Genomic DNA, 19,884 nt, shown 5'->3' with positions numbered 1-19,884 from the left:
CGTTGCGTAGTGTCGCTGTCACTCAACCGGAGTACAGGCGGGGAGGGGAACCGGCGTGCCCGGAATCGACGAGTGCCTACTGGATGCGATGCGGCTGCCCGGCGCCCGGGGAGCCGCACTGGTGGACTGGACGAGCGGACTGGCCCTGGGATCCGTCGGGGAAGCCCCCGGCGGTGACCACGAGACCACCGCGGCCGAGGCAGCGGAACTGGCCAGGCTGGCCGCCGAGCACGGCGCCTTCACGGCCGGGGGCGCCGAGGACGGACGCCCGCCCGTCGAGGACGTGATCATCAGCAACCGCGACAGCTACCACCTGCTGAGGTTCGTGGTCACGTCCTTCGACAGCAGCGTCTTCCTGCACCTGTGGCTGGGCCGCGCGGAGGGCAACCTCGCCCTCGCCCGCATCCGGCTGGGCGAGATGGCCGACCGGCTGGTGCTGGGATGACCATGGTCGGCACACCTCCGCCGCTGCCGGTGCGGGACAGGCCGGCCGCGGCCGACCGGACCGCGGGCGCCCTGTCCCCGATGCTCCGGCGGCTCGCCGAGGAGCAGGCCACCGGCGTACTCGTCCGCGAACACGGCACCCTGTACCTCGCCCGGGGCCGCGTCGTGCACGCCGAGAGTCCCCTCGCGCCCGGCCTCGGGGTGCTGCTCACCGCCCACGGCACCCTCGCGGCGGCCGCCTGGCAGCGGGCGGCCGAGCGGGCCGGCGGCACGGCGGACGCCGCCCGGCTGCTGCTCGACGCCGGGGTGCTGCCCGCGGGCGCGCTGGAGCTGTGCCACCTGGACGCGCTGTACGACGCGGGGTACTTCGCCCTGACCCCGAGCAGCACCCCCGGCCGCTTCCGGTACGACGTCACCCCCCGCGTAGGCCCGCTGCCCTCGGTCCCGGTCGTCGCCCTCGAGCGCGAGACGCTGCGCCGCCGGCTGCTGCTGCACCGGCTGTGGCCGGACCCGGCGGCCGACAGCGCCCCGCTGATCCGCGCCGATCCCGCCTCGGGAGCGCAGGTCACCTCGCGCCGACGGGCCGTCCTCGACCGGGTGGACGGTGTCCGCACCGCCCTGGAGATCGCCCGCGATCTGGGCAGACAGGCGTTCCACACGCTGGTGGACGTGCGCCGGCTCGCGGCGGCCGGACTCGTCCGGGCGGCGCCCGGGGCACGCGGCCTGCCGCCGGTCCCGCCGATCCCGCCGGCCCCTGCGGCTCCCCCGCTCACGGTCACCGACCCCGACATCGCGCTGCTGAAGAGGCTCAGGGATGCGCTGGAGGCGCTTTGAACGGCACCACCCCGCCGCCGAGAGGAGAGAGCTGATGGTGCCCGAACAGGACCTGGAGAGCGTGCTGGACGAGCTGCGCCGGCTGCGCACCCGCGTCCCGCAGCTCACCGGCGCCCTCGCGGCCGGCGTCGACGGACTCGTCGTCGCCCACGACACACCCGGCGTCGACCCTGAGGGCCTCGCGGCGCTCACCGCGGCCTCGCTCGGCGTGGCCGTACGGGTCGCCGACGCCACCGGCAACGGCGGCTTCCGCGAGCTGCTGGTGCGCGGCGAGCACGGCTACGTCGCCACTTACGCGGCCGGCCGCACCGCCGTGCTGACCCTGCTCACCCGGGACCGGGTCAACGTCGGCCGGCTCCACCTGGAGGGCCGCCGGTCCGGCGCCCGCATCGGGGAGCTGCTCGACGCCGCCGAGGCCGCCGCCCGGGCCGCTGCGCCCGCCGCACGGCCCGCCCGAACCGCACCCGCACGTACGCGCACCGTGCGCGCGCCGCGCCCCACGGCCACCGAAGCGCGCACCGCAACCGACAACTGAGAGGACCACCATGGCCAACACCGAGACCGCCCTGAAAGAGGCCCTGACCTCCATCGAGGGCGCCACCGGCGTCGCGCTCGTCGACTACACCAGCGGCATGGCGCTGGGCACGATGGGCGGCAGCAAGACCTTCGACCTCAACGTGGCCGCGGCGGGCAACACGGACGTGATCCGCGCCAAGATGCGCACGATGGAGATGCTGGGCCTCAAGGCCGAGATCGACGACATCCTGATCACGCTGACGGACCAGTACCACCTGATCCGCCTGCTCAAGGGACGCGGCGGGAACGGCCTGTTCCTCTACCTCGTCCTGGAGCAGAACCGGGCCAACCTGGCGATGGCCCGGCACCAGCTCAAGCGGATCGAGGAAGAGCTGGAGGTCTAGCCCCCCGGGTCCGCACGAGGTCAGACCAGTGCCGCGGTGCGGCGGCGGGACCCGCCCGGGGTCGCGTCGCCTGCCGCGACGCCCGTGGCACGCAGGCCCTTGACGGCCCTGCCCGCCGGACCGCCGCCGCGCCGGTCGAGCCAGTCGACCCGCACCCACAGCAGCATCTGCCCGGCCCGCTCCCGGCGCCCCAGCCAGGCGGCCTTCAGCCTGAGCCCGGTGCCGGCCCCGGCCAGCAGCATGCCCCCGGCCGCGGGCAGCACGAACGAACCGCCGAGCGCCACGGCGAACGCCAGCAGCAGCCACCACCGGTGCCCCCGGCGCCAGTTGCGCACGGTCACCGCCCGGTCCTGCAGCACGTCGTACTTGCCCGCCCTGGCGGCCCCGCGGGCCAGCGTGGTGTACCGCTTGCGGCGCACCAGTGCCATCACGGCCAGGGCGACCAGGAACAGCGCGGCTCCCGCCGACACCCCGATCCGGCGCCCGGTCAGCCCGGGCGGCAGTACTCCGACACCGGCGGCCGCCACTCCGGCCCACCACAGGGGCGCGGCCCCCGCTCGTACGACGACGGCCACCCTGGCCAGTCCCTGTCCTCCGCGCGCCACGTCAGCCTCCCGTGTCACGTCCGCGTGTTCACCCAGTCCCTGGGTCCGGGCACGACGCTAACGGCGGAACGTGAGACGAGTCTGAGAAGGCGTCGGGTCACTCCACGAACAGCCCGCGCGCGGCGGCGTTCGCGTCGAACTGCTCCAACCGGGCCTGGGCGTCCGGCAGATCGTCGCACAGCGCCTCCAGCAGCACCCGTCCGAGCAGCATCGGCGCGCACGCGGTGTCGAAGGCGAGCCCGGTGCCGACCGCGGCGGGCAGCAGCAGGTCGGAGTGGCGGGCGACGGGCGCGAAGGCGGAGTCGGCGACCGTGACGACGGTCAGCCCCGCCTCCCTGGCGTAGGCGAGGGTGTCGACCACCTCGCGCGGGTGCCGGGGCAGCGCGAAGCACAGCAGGGCCGTGGCGCCGGCGCGGACGGCCGCGTCGATGCGGTCCTGGATCATCGTCCCGCCCTCGTCGAGCAGCCGGACGTCCGGGTGCACCTTGGCGGCGAAGTACGCGAAGCCGTACGCCTGCGAGGCGGCGGCGCGCAGTCCGAGCACCGGCAGCGGGCGCGAGGCGGCGAGGATCCGGCCGGCCTTCCGCACCGGCCGGGGGTCGGCGAGCAGCTCCGCGAGGTGCCTGAGGTTCTCGATCTCGGCCTCGACGGCCTGCTGGTACTCGTTGTACGGGCCCGGCCCGGCGGCGGCCTGCTCGGCGGGCACGACCTCGCGCAGGTGCCTGCGCAGCGCCGGGTAGCCGTCGAAGCCGAGGGCGACCGCGAACCGGGTCACCGAGGGCTGGCTGACCCCGGCCAGCTCGGCCAGCTCCACGCTGGACAGGAAGGGGACGTCGGCGGCCCGCCGCACCATGCTGTGCGCGATGCGGCGCTGGGTCGGCGTGAGCCGGTGCCCCTCGAAGAGCGCCTGCAGACGGGTCGCCGGAGTGTCCGTCGCGCCCGTGCTCCGGTCGACGCTCATGATGTGCTCCCCCTCCGCGTGCGGACTCTCGGATTATTCAGTCATCCAGAACTCTGCATGAGCCTATACAGCCGGGACAAGGCCCGTCCCGCGATCCGGCGGGCCCGGTCTTCCGGCGGGCCAGGGTTTCCGGCGAGCGGCTCGCCCCGTTCTCCCGAGATGCGAAAGAGGGGGGTTTCCCCCAGTGCGCCGGGCCCCCGCGCTCCCTACCGTGAAGCGCATGAGCGCACTGGACTCGCGGGACACCGACCTCAAGAAGGACCTGGACGCCACCGTACGGGCGCGCGGGGAGCTGGGCGAGGAGTACGACTCCGCGCTCGTGGACTCCTTCCTGGAGAGGGTCGAGCAGCGGATCGACGACACGGTGGAGCGCAGGGTGCGGCGGCACCTGGCCGAGCAGCGGATGGCCGACGCGCGCGGCACCAGGCGGCCCAGGTCGGCCGGGTCGTGGGTGGACCGCTTCGGCCTCGCCGTCCTGTCGCTGGTGCTGGCCGTCCCGCTCTCCGCCATCTCCGGCGCCCTCGCCGGGATGACCGGGATCGTGGCGACCTGGCTCGGCATCGTAGGTGTGAACGCGGCCCAGGCGGTGCGGCTCAACCCCGAGCTGATGACCGGCCGGCGCGATGCCCGGCGGTCCGCCGGGGAGGACTGAGGCGCCGGGGCGTGCGGCCCCGGGAAGAGTTGTGCGCGGGGACCGCCGCACCCCCGTTGCCGGGGGGCGGGACGACGGCGGTCCCCGCGCAGGGACGCGGGCCGGGTCAGGACCGGGCTTGCGCGTCCTGGGCGTCCATGGAAAGTCCGGGAGCCGCTCCGGAGGTCCTTGGCGCCGCACGGCGCCGGCCCGGGCGGGGAGCCGCTCCCGCCGTGGCCGACACCTCTAATGTGCCGGACCTGTGTTAAGCGGGTGCTGCGCGCACGTGACACGCTCGTACCAGTTGCGGAACGGCCAGGCCCGCCCAGGTCACCGCCGGTTCGCCGGCGTCACCGGCGGTTCACCCGGGGTACGGCTACTTGTTGCCGCCCTTGGCCAGGAAGGCCAGCAGGTCCTGGCGGCTGACCACTCCGGTCGGCTTGCCCTCGACCAGGACGATCGCGGCGTCCGCGGAGCCCAGCACCGACATCAGGTCGCCGACCGGCTCACCGGAGCCCACCTGGGGCAGCGGGGCGCTCATGTGCTTCTCCAGCGGGTCCTCCAGCGAGGCCCGCTTGGAGAACAGGGCGTCCAGCAGCTCGCGCTCCACCACCGAGCCGACGACCTCGGCGGCCATCACGTCCGGGTGGCCGGCGCCCGGCTTGACGACCGGCATCTGCGACACGCCGTACTCGCGCAGCACCTCGATGGCCTGGCCCACGGTCTCCTCGGGGTGCATGTGCACCAGGGACGGGATGGTGCCGGCCACCTTGTCCTGCAGGACGTCGGCGACGCGGGCGCTGGGGCCCTCGTCCTCGAGGAAGCCGTAGTCGGCCATCCACTCGTCGTTGAAGATCTTGGAGAGGTAACCGCGGCCGCTGTCCGGCAGCAGCACCACCACGACGTCGTCCGGGCCGAGCCGCTCGGCGACCTTCAGCGCGGCCACGACGGCCATGCCGCAGGAGCCGCCCACCAGCAGGCCCTCCTCCTTGGCCAGCCGGCGGGTCATCTGGAAGGCGTCCTTGTCGGAGACGGCCACGATCTCGTCCGCCACGGTGCGGTCGTAGGCGGTCGGCCAGAAGTCCTCGCCGACGCCCTCGATCAGGTACGGCCGCCCGGAACCGCCGGAGTACACCGAGCCCTCGGGGTCGGCGCCGATGACCTTGACCTTCCCCTGGCTGGCCTCCTTCAGGTAGTTGCCGGTGCCGGAGATGGTGCCGCCGGTGCCGACGCCCGCCACGAAGTGGGTGAGCTTCCCCTCGGTCTGCTCCCACAGCTCGGGGCCGGTCGAGTGATAGTGCGAGAGCGGGTTGTTGGGGTTGGAGTACTGGTCGGGCTTCCAGGCGCCCGGGGTCTCGCGGACGAGGCGGTCGGAGACGTTGTAGTACGAGTCCGGGTGCTCGGGGTCCACGGCGGTCGGGCAGACCACGACCTCGGCGCCGTAGGCGCGCAGCACGTTGATCTTGTCGGTCGAGACCTTGTCAGGGCAGACGAAGATGCACTTGTAGCCCTTCTGCTGGGCCACGATGGCCAGGCCCACGCCGGTGTTGCCGCTGGTCGGCTCGACGATCGTGCCGCCCGGCTTGAGCTCCCCGCTCTGCTCGGCGGCCTCGATCATGCGCAGGGCGATGCGGTCCTTCACGGAACCGCCCGGGTTGAAGTACTCCACCTTGGCCAGGACGGTCGCCTGGATGCCCTTGGTCACGTTGTTGAGCCGCACCAGCGGGGTGTCGCCGACGAGGCTGATCATCGAGTCGTGGAATCGCACCGTTGTCTCCGGTTGCTTGCAAAAAACATTGGTCGTAGTGGTTCCGCCAGCCTACGGCCCCGGAGTGAGGTGGGACGGGCGTTCACTCCCCGTTGAGATTGGCACACGGGCCGTACGGGGCAAGGAGTGGGTGTACGGCTACGAGGAGGTGGCGGCGACGCATGACGAGCATGTCGAGGGCGAGAGTGGCCCGGCGCATCGCGGCCGGAGCGGCGTACGGCGGCGGCGGGGTGGGGCTCGTCGGGGCGGCGGCCGTCGGCCTGCTGCTGGCGGAGGTGCGGCTGGCCCGGCGCCACGTGGGCAACGGAAGCGTGGGCCGGGTGCCGGTGGCCGACGGGGTGTACGGGCACGCGTACGACGTCCCCGGCGAACCGCCGCTGCGGCTGGCCCTGCTCGGCGACTCGACGGCCGCGGGGCAGGGTGTGCACCGGGCGGGTCAGACGCCGGGGGCGCTGCTGGCCTCGGGTCTGGCCGCGGTGGCGGAGCGGCCGGTGGAACTGCGCAACGTGGCACTGCCGGGCGCCCAGTCGAACGACCTGGACCGGCAGGTGGCGCTGGTCCTGTCGGCCGCTGATCCGGTCCCGGACGTGTGCGTGATCATGATCGGCGCCAACGACGTGACCCACCGGATGCCGCCGACGCGTTCGGTGCGGCATCTGTCGGCGGCGGTGCGGCGGCTGCGCACGGCCGGCGCGGAGGTGGTCGTCGGCACGTGCCCGGACCTCGGCACCATCGAGCCGGTGCAGCAGCCGCTGCGCTGGCTGGCCCGCCGGGCCTCGCGGCAGCTCGCGGCGGCGCAGACGATCGGGGCGGTGGAGCAGGGCGGGCGGACGGTGTCGCTGGGCGATCTGCTGGGCCCGGAGTTCGAGGCGAATCCCCGGGAGCTGTTCGGCCCCGACAACTACCACCCCTCGGCGGAGGGCTACGCGACCGCGGCGATGGCGGTCCTGCCCACGGTCTGCGCGGCGCTCGGCCTGTGGCCGGCCGACGAGGAACGGCCGGACGCGTCCCGGCGCGAGGGCTTCCTGCCGGTGGCCCGGGCGGCCGCGGAGGCCGCCTCGGAGGCGGGCACCGAGGTCACGGCGGCCATGCCCACGGGCCCCCGCGGCCCCTGGGCCCTGCTCAAGCGCCGCCGCCGGCGCCGCGTGAGCGAGGCGGAACCGGCCCGCCCCTCGGTATGAACACCCGAGGCGACCGCAGGCCGGACCGGGTGCACGGGTGGGTGCGGGCCCGGGGGGCCGGGGGCAGCGTCCCCGCCGCCACCCCCACCCGCCCGCCACGCCCCGCCGAACCGCCGGCGGCCCAAGCAAGCGCTTAGTAAATTGCGGTCAGTGTCACACCGCGACACCGGTGACCTGAACCATACGGCCGGGTAACTTCCCAACCGGCCCTGCCCAAACTCCGTCCTCTGGAGCCGTGATGCCCGAAGCCGTGATCGTCTCGACCGCCCGCTCCCCCATCGGCCGCGCCTTCAAGGGCTCCCTGAAGGACCTGCGCCCCGACGACCTGACCGCCACGATCATCCAGGCGGCGCTGGCCAAGGTCCCCGAGCTGGACCCGCGGGACATCGACGACCTGATGCTCGGCTGCGGTCTGCCGGGCGGCGAGCAGGGCAACAACCTCGGCCGCATCGTGGCCGTGCAGATGGGCATGGACCACCTGCCCGGCTGCACGATCACCCGCTACTGCTCCTCCTCGCTGCAGACCAGCCGCATGGCGCTGCACGCCATCAAGGCGGGCGAGGGCGACGTCTTCATCTCGGCCGGCGTCGAGATGGTCTCCCGCTTCACCAAGGGCAACTCCGACAGCCTCCCGGACACGCACAACCCGTTCTTCGCCGAGGCCGAGGCCCGTACCGCCACCGTGGCCGCGCAGGAGGGCACCACCTGGCACGACCCGCGTAAGGACGGCCTGGTCCCGGACGCCTACATCGCGATGGGCCAGACCGCGGAGAACCTCGCCCGCTGGAAGGGCGTGACCCGCCAGGACATGGACGAGTTCGGCGTCCGATCGCAGAACCTGGCCGAAGAGGCCATCAAGAACGGCTTCTGGGAGCGCGAGATCACCCCGGTGACCCTGCCGGACGGCACGGTCGTCGCCAAGGACGACGGCCCGCGAGCCGGCGTCACCCTGGAGGGCGTGCAGGGCCTGAAGCCGGTGTTCCGCCCGGACGGGCTCGTCACCGCCGGCAACTGCTGCCCGCTCAACGACGGCGCCGCCGCCGTCGTGATCATGTCCGACACCAAGGCGCGCGAGCTCGGCCTCACCCCGCTCGCCCGCATCGTCTCCACCGGCGTCTCCGGCCTCTCCCCGGAGATCATGGGCCTCGGCCCGGTCGAGGCGTCCCAGCAGGCCCTGCGCCGGGCCGGGCTGACCATCGACGACATCGACCTCGTCGAGATCAACGAGGCGTTCGCCGCCCAGGTCATCCCCTCCTACCGCGACCTCGGCATCCCGCTGGAGAAGCTGAACGTCAACGGCGGCGCCATCGCCGTCGGGCACCCCTTCGGCATGACCGGCGCGCGCATCACCGGCACGCTGATCAACTCGCTCCAGTTCCACGACAAGCAGTTCGGCCTGGAGACGATGTGCGTCGGCGGCGGCCAGGGCATGGCCATGGTCATCGAGCGCCTGAGCTGACGCACCCTCGGTAGCGGGCACGGCACCCTGCGTCGGACGGTGGCCCGGAACCCGGGAAAACCCCGGGTTCCGGGCCGTTTTGTGATCCAATCTCCCTCAGGATGTGACCTATGTCCCTCGTGGGGGTGTCCATGCAGGTCAGCGCCGTGAGTCGGGAAACGACGCCCGCAAAGTCCTGTCCGTTTCGTGACGTTACGCACTGACAGCTGGTTAGTCCGCCCTTCAAGCTGCTGTAGGAAGTCGGGGGTCGACTTTGAACCTGGGAGTACGTCAGTGAGCGCCATGCCGATCGCCCTGCTGCTCACCACGGCCGCCACGGGCGCCGTGGGCGTCGCCGTTCTGCGGACCGTTCTCAAGCTGCGCCGTCAGCTCACCGAGTTGCAGGCACAGCTCGCCGAGAACCAGGCCGCCGGGCGGGGCGCGCCGCTGCCCGCCGCCCGCGCCTCCGCCGGCGCGGACGAGATACGCGCGGCCGTGGCCGAGGCGCTGGCCGAGGAGCGGGAGCGGGAACTGGCCGAGGCCCGCGCGTTCTGGGCCGCGCAGGAGGCCCGGGACGCCTCCGACGCGCCGTCCTTGCTCAACTTCGCCGAGAACGACCTGTTCCTGCCGCGGCAGGCCGACTTCGCGGGCCTGGACTCGCTGGAGCCGGTCGCCGAGCCGGCCACGGAGACCGAGGAGTTCTCCGGGGGCGCCCCCGCCGGGGGCGAGTCCCCCGAGCTGGCCGCCGCCCGCCGCCGGCACCCCTCGCACCCGGACTTCGTGCCGGTGCAGTCGCCGGTGGTGAACGACCACGAGCGCACCGTGACCGCCCTGGAGCAGCTGGCCGCCGACCAGGTCGAGCTGTCCGACGTCCGGCCCGGACCGCTGGGCACCCTGGACGTCTACGTCTTCGCCGACGGCACCACCCTGTGCATGACGCCGGGTCACCGGGAGACGGCGGAGCGGCTGGCCGCGGCCGTGCGGGAGGGCGAGACGCCCTACCTGCTGGGCGGCTCGGGCGTCTCCGGCGCCTACACGCTGACGTTCGCGTGCGGCGACGACATGGTCTACATCCTGGCGGACCGGGTCATCGCGTCCCTGTGAGCGCCGGCGGAAGCCGGGGCGGTGCTCAGACGCCCGCCCGCTTCCGCGCCTGCTCCACCAGCCCGACCGCCTCGCCGACCTCGTCGTCGGTGCGCAGCACCAGCGCCAAGTCGTGCGCCGCGACCAGGATCTGGTCGGCCGCGGCGAACATCCCCGCGTCCGGCATCCGCCGGGGTTCAGCGGCCGGATCCTCCACGCGCTGCGCCCACTGGGCCAACTCGTTGGCCAGGGCCAGCGCCTCCGCCGCGGCCCCCCGCTGCAGCCGGCTCTGCGGGGCGGCCCGCAGACGGTCGGCGAAGTGATCCACTGCTCGGGTCAAGGGCGTCGTATCAACCACGGGCTGAGCGTAACGCGCCGCACTGTTGCCAATACGCGAACGCTCAGGCACGGTGACGTGAAGGACCGGCTTACATCCCCTTTGCGTCCGGAGGCGCCGATGTCCCAACTCTTCTCCGAGGAGACCCACCGCAACCTGCTCGCCCGCATTCCGCACTGCACCGGTCGTGAAGTCTCCGACTGGCTGCGCACCGTCGAAGAAGGCCCCGCCCTGTTCCGCTTCGAGGAGAAGGTCAGCTGGCTCCGGCACGAGTACGACCTCGCGTACGGCCACGCCAAGGCGATCGTTCACGAGTACGACCTGAGGAGGGCCGCGCGCAAGCTGCTGTAGCGGCGCGCCGCCCGGACACGGCAAAGGGCCCCTGCCATCCGTCTTCACCGGATGCGGGGCCCTTTCCCATGACGTCACGCGAACCGCGGCCCGGTCACGGGCCCGTGGCGCTAGTCGTTGCTGCTGAAGATCGCCACCAGCCGCAGCATCTCCACGTAGATCCACACCAGGGTGAGGGTCAGGCCGAACGCGGCGAGCCAGGACTCGCTGCGCGGGGCGCCGTAGGCGATGCCGTCCTCGATCTGCTTGAAGTCCAGGGTGAGGAAGAAGGCGCCGAGCACGATGGCGATGATGCCGACGATCGCGCCGAGCGGGCCGAAGCTGCGCAGGCCGCCGTCTTCGGCGACACCGAACGCGACCAGCAGCAGGTTGACCGCCATCACCACGATGAAGGCCATGGCGATGGCCATGCCGATGCGCGCGTAGCGGGCCGTCACACGGATCCAGCCCGCCTTGTAGACGAGCAGGGTGGCCGCCGAGACGGCCATCGTGCCGAGCACCGCCTGGAAGGGCGCCCCGCTCCAGCGGCTGTTGTACATCTCGCTGATGACGCCCAGGAAGACGCCCTCGAAGGCGGCGTAACCCAGGATCAGCGCGGGCGACGGCGTGCGCTTGAAGCTCTGCACCAGCGCCAGGACCATCGCGACGATCGCGGCGCCGAAGGCCAGGCCGTAGCTGGTCGTGGAGACCGGCAGCAGGATCCAGGCGAGGGCGGCGCCGACGGCGACCGTGCCGAGCGTGATGGCCGAGCGCGTGACGACGTCGTCCATCGTCATCCGGCCGGTGGCGGCCGGGGCCTGCGGCGGGGCTCCCTGCTGGAGGTCCTGCTGGGCGTACGGGTTCTGCGCGTACGGGTTGCCCTGTGCGTACCCGGCCTGCGCTGCGGTGTTGAAGCCGGCGTAGCCGTTGTCGCGGCTGAACCCCCGTCGCGAGAAGACCGGGTTGCTGCTCCTCATTTCACTCCTCCATGGCCACCGTGCGCGGCCTTGGCTCAAGAGTAATGGATTGGCAAAAGAACGTCCGTACTACTTGAGGGGGATCTTTCCCCCGCGGTGTTGCCCAACACGCCACGCGAACCACTGATTCCCCCCGTGGAACCGCTCACTCCAGCGGGAAGCCGGTGTAGGCCTCGGCCAGATCGGTCTCGGCCGCGCGCGAGGAGGCGACGCGTTCCAGCCGGGCCAGCTGCAGCCGGGCGTCGAAGGCGGTCGCGTCGGGGGCGCTGTGCAGCATGGTCGTCATGTCGTAGGAGAACCGCTCGGCCTGCCACACCCGGCGCAGGCAGGTGGCGGAGTAGGCGTCGAGAAGTTCCGGCGACCCGCTGCGCCGTTCGTGGACGAGCGCGCGGGCGAGGGTCACGACGTCGCCGACGGCGAGGTTCAGACCCTTGGCGCCGGTCGGCGGCACGATGTGGGCGGCATCGCCGGCGAGGAGGAGCCGGCCGTGGCGCATCGGCTCGTGCACGAAGGACCGCATGGGGGTGACCGACTTCTGGGTGATCGGACCGCGTTCCAGCTTCCAGCCGTCGCCGGTCTCCAGGCGCCGGTCCAGTTCGGCCCAGATCTCCTCGTCGCTCCACCGGTCGGCCTCGGTGTCGGCGGGCACCTGGAGGTAGAGGCGGGAGACGGAGGGCGAGCGCATGGACAGCAGGGCGAAGCCGCGGTCGTGCCGGGCGTAGACGAGTTCGTCGTGCGAGGGCGCGACGTCGGCGAGGATGCCGAGCCAGGCATAGGGGTAGGCCCGCTCGAACACCCGGGAGACGCCGGCCGGGAAGGCGTTGCGGGCCACGCCCCAGAAGCCGTCGCACCCGACGACCCAGTCGCACTCCAGGACGTCCTCGCGCCCCTGGTGCCGGAACGGCACCCGGGGCCGGTCGCCCTCCGCGCCCTCGACGGCCAGCGCCTCCGCCTCGAACAGCAGCGGGCCCCCTTCGGCCAGCTGGAGGGCGATGAGGTCCTTGCAGACCTCCGTCTGGGCGTAGACCGTCACGGCACGCCCGCCGGTGAGACCGGGGAAGTCGACGCGGTGGCGGCGCCGGCCGAAGCGCAGTTCGATCCCGTCGTGCCGCAGCCCCTCGCGGTCCATCCGCTCACCGGCGCCGGCCTCGCGCAGCACGTCCACGGTGCCCTGCTCCAGGATCCCGGCCCGCTGCCGCTGCTCGACGTAGGCGCGGTCGCGGCTCTCCAGGACGACCGAGTCGATGCCGGCGCGGTGCAGCAGCCGCGCCAGAAGCAGTCCGGCCGGGCCGGCTCCGATGATCCCGACGGTGGTGCGCATCGGTCGCTCCCTTGTCTCTGCCCCACTGGCGTTCGCGTGGTGAAGTTTCTTTCACTTTCTTGCGAGGAGTCTCCGGCCGCACGCGTGCCGCTGTCAACGGTCACACGGGAGAACGCACGGGAAAGGGAGGAGCGGGCCGAAACTGAGGGGGATTGGTGCCCGGAGCCGGACTTGAACCGGCACGCCCGCGAAGGGGCAGCGAGGTTTAAGCTCGCCGTGTCTGCATTCCACCATCCGGGCAGGCCATGGGCACCGCTACGAGGGCTCCGAGCCTATCGGGGTGCGCCCCTCGGTCGGACGGGGCGGGGACCCGATGTTGTCTTATTTTATTGATGTCTGAGGGTGCATCAGCCCACGGAACTCGCCATCCGCACTTGCCACCAGCGTGACGGCGCGTGGGTACGCACGCACGCGGAATGACGGAATTTCACCTGCCGAACGAGGGCGCCCGTCCTGTTCCGGCCGCCCCGCGTGTCAGGGCCGCCCGTCCTCCCCAGGTATGACACAAGCCCGCTCCGTCCGACCGCAGTCGCCCCCGGGAACCGGAACAGCGGCTGACTCCAGGCGCGCCGGCGGCCGGGACGATGGACCGAGTCCCCGCATTCGATCGTCGTCCCGACAGGAGCACCCTCCCTTGACCACCACACCCACCGCCGGCCGGACCACGGCCGTGGCAGCACGCGCCACCGAGCTGTCGAAGATCTACGGGCAGGGCGAGACCCGGGTGGTCGCCCTCGACCGGGTCTCGGTCGACTTCCGGGAGGCGGAGTTCACCGCGATCATGGGGCCGTCCGGTTCCGGCAAGTCCACGCTGATGCACTGCGTGGCGGGCCTGGACACCTTCTCCTCGGGATCGGTGCGGATCGGCGAGACCGAGCTCGGCTCCCTGAAGGACAAGCAGCTCACCAAGCTCCGCCGGGACAAGATCGGCTTCATCTTCCAGGCCTTCAACCTGCTCCCGACGCTGACCGCGCTGGAGAACATCACCCTTCCGATGGACATCGCCGGCCGGAAGGCCGACCGGGCCTGGCTCGACCGGGTCATCCAGATGGTCGGGCTCTCCGAGCGGCTCGGACACCGGCCCTCGCAGCTCTCCGGCGGCCAGCAGCAGCGCGTGGCGGTCGCCCGTGCGCTCGCTTCCAAGCCGGAGATCATCTTCGGTGACGAGCCGACCGGCAACCTGGACTCCCGCTCCGGCGCCGAGGTGCTGGGCTTCCTGCGCAACTCCGTGCGCGAACTGGGCCAGACGGTGGTCATGGTGACCCACGACCCGGTGGCGGCGGCGTACGCGGACCGCGTGGTCTTCCTCGCCGACGGCCGCATCGTAGACGAGATCCACGGCCCGACCGCCGGTTCCGTCCTCGACCTCATGCGCGGTCTTCCCGGTGGGAACGAGCGGGAGGCCGGCCTCGGCGCGAAGGGCAGTGCCGGCTGATGTTCCGCACCGCCCTGCGCAACGTATCCGCGCACAAGGCCCGGCTCCTGATGACCGTGCTCGCCGTCATGCTCGGCGTGGCCTTCGTCTCCGGGACCCTCGTCTTCACCAACACGGTCTCCGACGCCTTCCAGAAGAGCTCCGCCAAGGGGTTCGACCAGGTCGACGTCGCCGTACGGCCCAAGTACCAGGACTCCAAGGGCGACCAGGTCGGCAGGACGCCCGAGCTGACCCGGGCGCTGCTCGACCGGGCCGCCGCGACGCCCGGCGCCGCCTCCGCCACCGGGGTCGTCACCGGCTTCACCGCGATCGCCGGCAAGGACGGCAAGCTTCTCGGCGACGGCTGGCAGTCCGCGGGCGGCAACTACTGGGGCGCGAAGGACGCCCGCTATCCGCTGGTCGGCGGACACGCGCCGCGCGGCCGCGGCGAGGTGCTGATCGACGCCAGGACAGCCGAACGGGCCGGCTTCAAGGTCGGCGACACCGTCCGCCTCTCGGTGGACGGCCCGGTTCTCACCCCGCGCGTCAGCGGCATCTTCAGCACCGACGACGGCAACGTGGCCGCCGGCGGCAGCCTCGCCCTGTTCGACACGCCCACCGCGCAGGCCCTGTTCGGCAAGAAGGGCACGTACGACGAGATCGACGTGAAGGCGGCGGCCGGAACCAGCCAGAGCGCGCTCAAGGCGGCGCTGGACAAGGCGCTGCCCTCCCGCCTGGTGGAGACCACCACCGGGGAGCGGCTCGCCGAGGACCAGGCGGAGGCGATCTCCGCGTCGATGAGCAGCATGAAGCAGAGCCTGCTGGTGTTCGCCGGCATCGCCCTGTTCGTCGGCACGTTCATCATCGCCAACACCTTCACCATGCTGGTCGCCCAGCGGACCAGGGAACTGGCCCTGCTGCGGGCGGTCGGCGCCTCCCGCCGTCAGGTAACCCGCTCGGTGCTGATCGAGGCGCTGGTCGTCGGCACGGTCGCCGGGGTGACCGGTCTGGCCGCCGGTGTCGGCATCGGCGCGGGCCTGCGGTCGCTGCTCGGCTCCTTCGGCGCGAGCGTGCCCGACGGGCCCCTGGTGATCAGCCCGGGCACCGTGCTGGCCGCCCTCGCCGTCGGCATCGTCGTCACCGTGCTGGCCGCCTGGCTGCCCGGCCGGCGCGCCGCGAAGATCCCGCCGGTCGCGGCGATGAGCAGCGTGCACGCCAAGGCGACCACCAGGTCGCTGGTGCTGCGCAACACGCTCGGCGCGCTGTTCTCGGCGGCCGGCGTCGCGGTGGTCCTCGCGGCCACCACGATGGACGCCGACTCCGCCCAGGGCCCGATGGGGCTCGGCGCCGTCCTGCTCATCATCGGCGTGTTCATCCTGACCCCGCTGCTGTCCCGCCCGCTGATCGCGGCCGTCGCCCCGGTGCTGCGCCTGTTCGGCGTCTCGGGCAAGCTGGCCCGCCAGAACTCGGTGCGCAACCCGCGCCGTACGGCGGCCACGGCGTCCGCGCTGATGATCGGACTGACCCTGATCACCGGTATGACGGTGATGGCGGGCAGCCTGCAGACGTCGATCGACCGGATGGCCGGCTCGGCGATCCGCGCGGACTACGTCGTGTCGATGGCCGGCCGAGGACCGCTCTCCCCCGACGTGGCGCGCAGGCTCGCCGGCGCCGACGGCGTCACCGCCAGCAGCCCGCTGCGCAACGGCGCCTCCCGGATCGGCGGCGAGACGGAGTACCTGACCGGCGTCGACGGCGCGGCGATCGGCAGGCTGACGGACCTGAAGGTGGACGACGGTTCCTTCACCGTGGGCGGCTCGCGGATCGTCGTGGACAAGGACCGGGCCGCTGAGCACGGCTGGCGGGTCGGCTCCCGGCTCACCGCGCACTTCGAGGACGGCGCGGCGCGCGGTCTGACGGTCGCCGGGATCTACGAGGGCAACGACATGTTCAACGGGATCATGCTCGACAACAAGGTCCTCACCCCGCATCTGGCCGACCCCGCCGACATGCGGGTGATGGTGAAGACCGAGGGCGGCGCGTCCGACGGGACGAAGAACCGGCTGGAGAAGGCCCTCGGCTCCAACCCGGCGATCCTGGTCCAGGACAAGAAGGACATCTCCAACGACATCGCGAAGACGTTCACGCTGATACTGAACATGGTCTACGGCCTGCTCGGCATGGCGGTGATCGTCGCGGTGCTGGGCGTCATCAACACCCTGGCCATGTCGGTCTTCGAGCGCTCCCAGGAGATCGGCATGCTGCGCGCCATCGGCCTGGACCGCAGGTCGGTCAAGCGGATGGTGCGTCTGGAGTCGCTGGTGATCTCCCTGTTCGGCGGGGTGCTCGGCATCGGTCTCGGCGTGTTCTTCGGCTGGGCGGCCGGCGAGCTGCTGGGCACGAAGATGCCGACGTACGAACTGGTCCTGCCCTGGGGCCGGATGGCGCTCTTCCTGCTGCTGGCCGGGGTGGTCGGTGTGCTGGCCGCCCTGTGGCCGGCCCGGCGCGCGGCCCGGCTGAACATGCTGGCGGCGATCAAGGCCGAGTAGCCGCGGGCACGGCAGGGGCCCCGTTCCGTGTGACCGGAACGGGGCCCCTCGTCGTGTCCCGCCGTGTCAGGTGTTCCAGGTGCGGGTGCGCAGCGGCAGCCCGGAGTCGCCCGAGTCGGGGGTGCGGACGGCCAGGACCTGGTTGACGCCGATGCGGTTGCGTTCGAAGGCGAGCGCGGAGGCGGCCATGTAGAGCCGCCACACGCGGGCCCGGCCCGGGCTGGTGAGCCGGACCGCGCGGCCCCAGCCGGCCTCCAGCCGCTCCACCCACTGGCGCAGGGTGCGCGCGTAGTGCTCGCGGATCGACTCCACGTCCCGGACCTCGAATCCGGCCCGCTCCAGCTGGGTGACGGTGGTGCCGATCGGGGCGAGTTCGCCGTCGGGGAAGACGTAGGCGTCGATGAAGCCGTCGACCTCGTAGGTGGATTCGTCGCGCTGCGGGCGGCGGGCGATCTGGTGGTTGAGCAGCCGCCCGCCGGGCTTCAGCAGGCCGTACAGGACGCTCGCGTACTCCAGGTAGCGCTCGGCGCCGACGTGTTCGGCCATCCCGATGGAGGAGATGGCGTCGAAGGGGCCGTCCTTGACGTCCCGGTAGTCCTGGACCCGGATCTCCACGCGGTCGGTCAGCCCCTCGTCCGCGACGCGTTTGCGGGCGTACGCGGCCTGCTCCTGGGAGAGGGTGACGCCGACCACCCGCGCTCCGTGCTCGCGGGCCGCGTGGATGGCCATGGAGCCCCAGCCGCAGCCGACGTCCAGCAGCCGCTGCCCCTCCGTCAGGCCGAGCTTGGCGCTGACGAGTTCGAGCTTGTCGCGCTGGGCGGACTCCAGGGTGCCGCCGTCCTGCCAGTAGGCGCACGAGTAGACCATCGACGGACCGAGGACGAGCTCGTAGAAGTCGTTGCCCACGTCGTAGTGGTGGCTGATGGCCCGCCGGTCGCTGTGCCGCGTGTGCAGATGCCGGCGTCTGCGGACCTCTTCCCGGGGCGGGGCGGGCGGGATCGGCGGCCCGGCGAGTTTCAGCAGTTCGCGCCCGGCGGCCCGCACCTCCCGGTCGCGCAGCGCCTCGACGAGGCTCCGGCCGTCCTCCCCGTTCTCCCACACCGGGCCCGCCATGACCTCGAGAACGGCGTAAAGGTCGCCCTCGACGTCCAGGTCCCCGGCGACCCAGGCCCGGGCCAGCCCCAGTTCGCCGGGCTTGAAGAGCAGCCGGCGCAGGGCCCGGCGGTTGCGGACGACGAGGGCCGGGGCGTCCGGCGGACCGGACTGCGAACCGTCCCAGGCGCGGATCCGCAACGGTAGCGGCGATCCCAGCAACTGCTCGGCGAGACTCCTCAGCCGCGACGCGGCGTCGGCCATGGCGCACACCTCCAAGACGACGATCCCGGATGTCCGATACCACGTAAACACCGGGAAGCCTCCGGCGCAGTCCCGCAAAGGAGTTACAGGAGGGCAAACTCCCCCTCGACCGGCCGCCCGGAAACGCCGAGAGACCTCCCGCACCACGGATGGCGGGAGGTCTCTGGGGTGGTTCCGTCAGCGGCCCGGCGGCCGGTGGTGGAGCCGGTGGGTCAGGAGGCCTTGGCCTTCTCGCCGGTCTTGCTCGCGGCGACCGGGGCCGGCTTGGCGGCCTCGTAGAACTCCTCGCGCGGGTTCTCCATGGCGCCGAGGGAGACGACCTCGCGCTTGAGGAACATGCCGAGGGTCCAGTCGGCGAACACGCGGATCTTGCGGTTCCAGGTCGGCATGGCCATGCCGTGGTAGCCGCGGTGCATGTACCAGGCGAGGCGGCCCTTGAGCTTGATCTTCATCTTGCCCATGACGATCATCGCCACGCCCTTGTGCAGGCCGAGACCGGCCACCGCACCCTTGTTGGCGTGCTCGTACTCCTTCTGCGGGAAGCCCCGCATGCCGGAGATCACGTTGTCGCCGAGGGCGCGGGCCTGGCGCAGCGCGTGCTGGGCGTTCGGCGGGCACCAGGCGTTCTCGTTGCCGGCCTTGCGGCCGACGAGGTCCGGGACCTGGGCGTTGTCGCCGGCGGCCCAGATGTAGTCGGTGCCCTTGACCTGGAGGGTCGGCTCGCAGTCGACGTGACCGCGCGGGCCGAGGGGCAGGCCGAAGCGGGACAGGGCCGGGTTCGGCTTGACGCCGGCGGTCCAGACGATCGTGTTGGAGTCGACCTCGAGTCCGTTCTTCAGCACGACGTGGCCGTCTACGCAGGAGTCCATGGAGGTGGAGAGGTAGATCTCCACACCGCGGCTCTCCAGGTGCTCCTTGCCGTACTGGCCGAGCTTGGGGCCGACCTCGGGGAGGATCTTGTCGGCGGCGTCGACGAGGACGAACCGCATGTCCTCGCGGGAGACGTTCTTGTAGTACTTGGCCGCGTCCCGGGCCATGTCCTCGACCTCGCCGATGGTCTCCGCACCCGCGAAGCCGCCGCCGATGAAGACGAAGGTGAGCGCCTTGCGGCGGATCTCCTCGTCGGTCGTGGAGTCGGCCTTGTCGAGCTGCTCCAGGACGTGGTTGCGCAGGCCGATGGACTCCTCGATGCCCTTCATGCCGATGCCCTGCTCGGCGAGGCCGGGGATCGGGAAGGTGCGGGAGACCGCGCCCATCGCGATGACCAGGTAGTCGAAGGGCAGCTCGTACGCCTCGCCCACGAGGGGGGCGATCGTGGCGACCTTGCGGTCCTGGTCGATGGTGGTGACCCGGCCGGTGAGGACCTCCGCCTTCGGCAGCACGCGTCGCAGCGGGACGACGACGTGCCGAGGGGAGATGCTGCCGGCGGCGGCTTCGGGGAGGAAGGGCTGGTAGGTCATGTACGACCGGGGGTCGACGACCGTGACGGTCGCCTCGCCGTAGCGCATCTTCTTGAGGATGCGCCGAGCTGCGTACAGGCCTACGTACCCACCGCCTACTACGAGGATCCTGGGACGCTCCGTGGTGCTCATGGCATCGAGTATCCACCCGCCTCAGGGGGGTTGCTCGTGCGCCCCTTCACAAGCTCTGACACACCCTGTGCTAAACTCCGCGACCCGCGTGACGCAGTTCATGTCGCGAGAGTGGAACCGCTGGGCGGTCTGACCCGTTGTCA

At 72.1% G+C, this 19,884-nt stretch carries 19 protein-coding genes and 1 tRNA gene; 11 read left to right on the top strand and 9 right to left on the bottom strand.

What is annotated here, in order from left to right; translation table 11 throughout:
- Positions 1-55 precede the first annotated feature (55 nt).
- The 4 genes from TNCT1_RS13915 to TNCT1_RS13900 are packed head-to-tail and all read left to right on the top strand — an operon-like array spanning position 56 to position 2,198.
- The gene (locus TNCT1_RS13915) at positions 56-445 is read left to right on the top strand and encodes a hypothetical protein (RefSeq protein WP_143631319.1); all 390 of its coding nucleotides are present in this window, start codon (positions 56-58) and stop codon (positions 443-445) included.
- Positions 442-1,278, top strand: a complete 837-nt coding sequence (locus TNCT1_RS13910; protein WP_143631316.1) for a transcriptional regulator — start codon at positions 442-444, stop codon at positions 1,276-1,278. Before TNCT1_RS13915 ends, TNCT1_RS13910 begins: the two co-directional genes overlap by 4 nt.
- Before the next feature lie 34 nt (positions 1,279-1,312).
- Positions 1,313-1,813, top strand: a complete 501-nt coding sequence (locus tag TNCT1_RS13905; RefSeq protein ID WP_143631314.1) for a roadblock/LC7 domain-containing protein — start codon at positions 1,313-1,315, stop codon at positions 1,811-1,813.
- 10 nt (positions 1,814-1,823) lie between these two features.
- Positions 1,824-2,198: a hypothetical protein gene (locus tag TNCT1_RS13900; RefSeq protein ID WP_143631312.1), complete on the top strand. Its 375-nt coding sequence runs from the start codon at positions 1,824-1,826 to the stop codon at positions 2,196-2,198.
- A gap of 20 nt (positions 2,199-2,218) precedes the next feature.
- Here the strand turns inward: TNCT1_RS13900 and TNCT1_RS13895 are convergent, their stop codons facing one another.
- Both TNCT1_RS13895 and TNCT1_RS13890 read right to left on the bottom strand, forming a co-directional pair.
- Positions 2,219-2,803 (bottom strand): hypothetical protein, encoded by a 585-nt coding sequence (locus tag TNCT1_RS13895; RefSeq protein WP_174266282.1) that lies wholly within the window; start codon positions 2,801-2,803, stop codon positions 2,219-2,221.
- 97 nt (positions 2,804-2,900) lie between these two features.
- On the bottom strand, positions 2,901-3,764 hold the full coding sequence (locus TNCT1_RS13890; RefSeq protein ID WP_143631310.1) for a MurR/RpiR family transcriptional regulator: 864 nt from the start codon (positions 3,762-3,764) through the stop codon (positions 2,901-2,903).
- Positions 3,765-3,984: 220 nt separating this feature from the next.
- Between TNCT1_RS13890 and TNCT1_RS13885 the strand changes: the two genes are divergently transcribed.
- Positions 3,985-4,416: a hypothetical protein gene (locus tag TNCT1_RS13885; RefSeq protein ID WP_143631308.1), complete on the top strand. Its 432-nt coding sequence runs from the start codon at positions 3,985-3,987 to the stop codon at positions 4,414-4,416.
- A gap of 355 nt (positions 4,417-4,771) precedes the next feature.
- Here the strand turns inward: TNCT1_RS13885 and TNCT1_RS13880 are convergent, their stop codons facing one another.
- A complete protein-coding gene (locus TNCT1_RS13880) occupies positions 4,772-6,163 on the bottom strand; it encodes a cystathionine beta-synthase (protein WP_143631305.1) in 1,392 nt (463 codons plus the stop codon).
- Positions 6,164-6,324: 161 nt separating this feature from the next.
- Between TNCT1_RS13880 and TNCT1_RS13875 the strand changes: the two genes are divergently transcribed.
- The 3 genes from TNCT1_RS13875 to TNCT1_RS13865 all read left to right on the top strand — a co-directional run bounded on the left by TNCT1_RS13875 (position 6,325) and on the right by TNCT1_RS13865 (position 9,886).
- On the top strand, positions 6,325-7,344 hold the full coding sequence (locus TNCT1_RS13875) for an SGNH/GDSL hydrolase family protein (RefSeq protein ID WP_174266281.1): 1,020 nt from the start codon (positions 6,325-6,327) through the stop codon (positions 7,342-7,344).
- Positions 7,345-7,582: 238 nt separating this feature from the next.
- On the top strand, positions 7,583-8,803 hold the full coding sequence (locus tag TNCT1_RS13870; RefSeq protein WP_143631303.1) for an acetyl-CoA C-acetyltransferase: 1,221 nt from the start codon (positions 7,583-7,585) through the stop codon (positions 8,801-8,803).
- A gap of 282 nt (positions 8,804-9,085) precedes the next feature.
- Positions 9,086-9,886 (top strand): hypothetical protein, encoded by an 801-nt coding sequence (locus TNCT1_RS13865; RefSeq protein ID WP_143631576.1) that lies wholly within the window; start codon positions 9,086-9,088, stop codon positions 9,884-9,886.
- A 25-nt stretch (positions 9,887-9,911) separates the two neighbouring features.
- On the opposite strand, the gene TNCT1_RS13860 is transcribed toward TNCT1_RS13865, so the two are convergent.
- Positions 9,912-10,223, bottom strand: coding sequence for a hypothetical protein (locus TNCT1_RS13860; RefSeq protein WP_174266280.1), 312 nt, complete (start codon positions 10,221-10,223; stop codon positions 9,912-9,914).
- A 99-nt stretch (positions 10,224-10,322) separates the two neighbouring features.
- On the opposite strand from TNCT1_RS13860, the gene TNCT1_RS13855 reads away from it, so the two are divergent.
- Entirely contained in the window at positions 10,323-10,553 is a 231-nt protein-coding gene (locus tag TNCT1_RS13855) for a DUF4287 domain-containing protein (protein WP_020940491.1), read from the top strand.
- 110 nt (positions 10,554-10,663) lie between these two features.
- Here TNCT1_RS13855 and TNCT1_RS13850 read toward each other — a convergent pair whose 3' ends face one another.
- The 3 genes from TNCT1_RS13850 to TNCT1_RS13840 all read right to left on the bottom strand — a co-directional run bounded on the left by TNCT1_RS13850 (position 10,664) and on the right by TNCT1_RS13840 (position 13,070).
- Positions 10,664-11,509 (bottom strand): Bax inhibitor-1/YccA family protein, encoded by an 846-nt coding sequence (locus TNCT1_RS13850; protein ID WP_143631299.1) that lies wholly within the window; start codon positions 11,507-11,509, stop codon positions 10,664-10,666.
- 145 nt (positions 11,510-11,654) lie between these two features.
- Complete coding sequence (locus TNCT1_RS13845) at positions 11,655-12,830, bottom strand: 4-hydroxybenzoate 3-monooxygenase (protein WP_143631297.1); 1,176 nt, start codon at positions 12,828-12,830, stop codon at positions 11,655-11,657.
- A 153-nt stretch (positions 12,831-12,983) separates the two neighbouring features.
- A tRNA-Leu gene (locus TNCT1_RS13840) sits at positions 12,984-13,070 on the bottom strand.
- Positions 13,071-13,464: 394 nt separating this feature from the next.
- On the opposite strand from TNCT1_RS13840, the gene TNCT1_RS13830 reads away from it, so the two are divergent.
- Positions 13,465-14,265, top strand: a complete 801-nt coding sequence (locus TNCT1_RS13830; protein ID WP_143631295.1) for an ABC transporter ATP-binding protein — start codon at positions 13,465-13,467, stop codon at positions 14,263-14,265.
- Positions 14,265-16,793 carry an ABC transporter permease gene (locus TNCT1_RS13825; protein WP_143631293.1) on the top strand — a complete coding sequence of 843 codons (2,529 nt, stop codon included), beginning with the start codon at positions 14,265-14,267 and terminating at the stop codon, positions 16,791-16,793. Before TNCT1_RS13830 ends, TNCT1_RS13825 begins: the two co-directional genes overlap by 1 nt.
- Before the next feature lie 66 nt (positions 16,794-16,859).
- On the opposite strand, the gene TNCT1_RS13820 is transcribed toward TNCT1_RS13825, so the two are convergent.
- Together TNCT1_RS13820 and TNCT1_RS13815 are read right to left on the bottom strand one after the other, a co-directional pair.
- Positions 16,860-18,149, bottom strand: a complete 1,290-nt coding sequence (locus TNCT1_RS13820; RefSeq protein WP_143631291.1) for a cyclopropane-fatty-acyl-phospholipid synthase family protein — start codon at positions 18,147-18,149, stop codon at positions 16,860-16,862.
- A gap of 212 nt (positions 18,150-18,361) precedes the next feature.
- Entirely contained in the window at positions 18,362-19,741 is a 1,380-nt protein-coding gene (locus TNCT1_RS13815; protein WP_143631289.1) for an NAD(P)/FAD-dependent oxidoreductase, read from the bottom strand.
- Between the last annotated feature and the right edge of the window lie 143 nt (positions 19,742-19,884).

Source organism: Streptomyces sp. 1-11, assembly GCF_007176755.1.
Classification (GTDB): Bacteria; Actinomycetota; Actinomycetes; order Streptomycetales; family Streptomycetaceae; genus Streptomyces.
Note: the sequence above shows the minus strand (reverse complement) of the source record. Positions and strands in the feature narration are given on the sequence as shown.

What these genes read in the sequence shown, in the direction of transcription:
- TNCT1_RS13910 (WP_143631316.1), top strand. Translation starts at nt 442, where the DNA reads ATGACCATGGTCGGCACACCTCCGCCGCTGCCGGTGCGGGACAGGCCG.
- TNCT1_RS13905 (WP_143631314.1), top strand. Translation starts at nt 1,313, where the DNA reads ATGGTGCCCGAACAGGACCTGGAGAGCGTGCTGGACGAGCTGCGCCGG.
- TNCT1_RS13900 (WP_143631312.1), top strand. Translation starts at nt 1,824, where the DNA reads ATGGCCAACACCGAGACCGCCCTGAAAGAGGCCCTGACCTCCATCGAG.
- TNCT1_RS13890 (WP_143631310.1), bottom strand. Translation starts at nt 3,764, where the DNA reads ATGAGCGTCGACCGGAGCACGGGCGCGACGGACACTCCGGCGACCCGT.
- TNCT1_RS13885 (WP_143631308.1), top strand. Translation starts at nt 3,985, where the DNA reads ATGAGCGCACTGGACTCGCGGGACACCGACCTCAAGAAGGACCTGGAC.
- TNCT1_RS13875 (WP_174266281.1), top strand. Translation starts at nt 6,325, where the DNA reads ATGACGAGCATGTCGAGGGCGAGAGTGGCCCGGCGCATCGCGGCCGGA.
- TNCT1_RS13870 (WP_143631303.1), top strand. Translation starts at nt 7,583, where the DNA reads ATGCCCGAAGCCGTGATCGTCTCGACCGCCCGCTCCCCCATCGGCCGC.
- TNCT1_RS13865 (WP_143631576.1), top strand. Translation starts at nt 9,086, where the DNA reads ATGCCGATCGCCCTGCTGCTCACCACGGCCGCCACGGGCGCCGTGGGC.
- TNCT1_RS13855 (WP_020940491.1), top strand. Translation starts at nt 10,323, where the DNA reads ATGTCCCAACTCTTCTCCGAGGAGACCCACCGCAACCTGCTCGCCCGC.
- TNCT1_RS13850 (WP_143631299.1), bottom strand. Translation starts at nt 11,509, where the DNA reads ATGAGGAGCAGCAACCCGGTCTTCTCGCGACGGGGGTTCAGCCGCGAC.
- TNCT1_RS13845 (WP_143631297.1), bottom strand. Translation starts at nt 12,830, where the DNA reads ATGCGCACCACCGTCGGGATCATCGGAGCCGGCCCGGCCGGACTGCTT.
- TNCT1_RS13825 (WP_143631293.1), top strand. Translation starts at nt 14,265, where the DNA reads ATGTTCCGCACCGCCCTGCGCAACGTATCCGCGCACAAGGCCCGGCTC.
- TNCT1_RS13820 (WP_143631291.1), bottom strand. Translation starts at nt 18,149, where the DNA reads ATGGCCGACGCCGCGTCGCGGCTGAGGAGTCTCGCCGAGCAGTTGCTG.
- TNCT1_RS13815 (WP_143631289.1), bottom strand. Translation starts at nt 19,741, where the DNA reads ATGAGCACCACGGAGCGTCCCAGGATCCTCGTAGTAGGCGGTGGGTAC.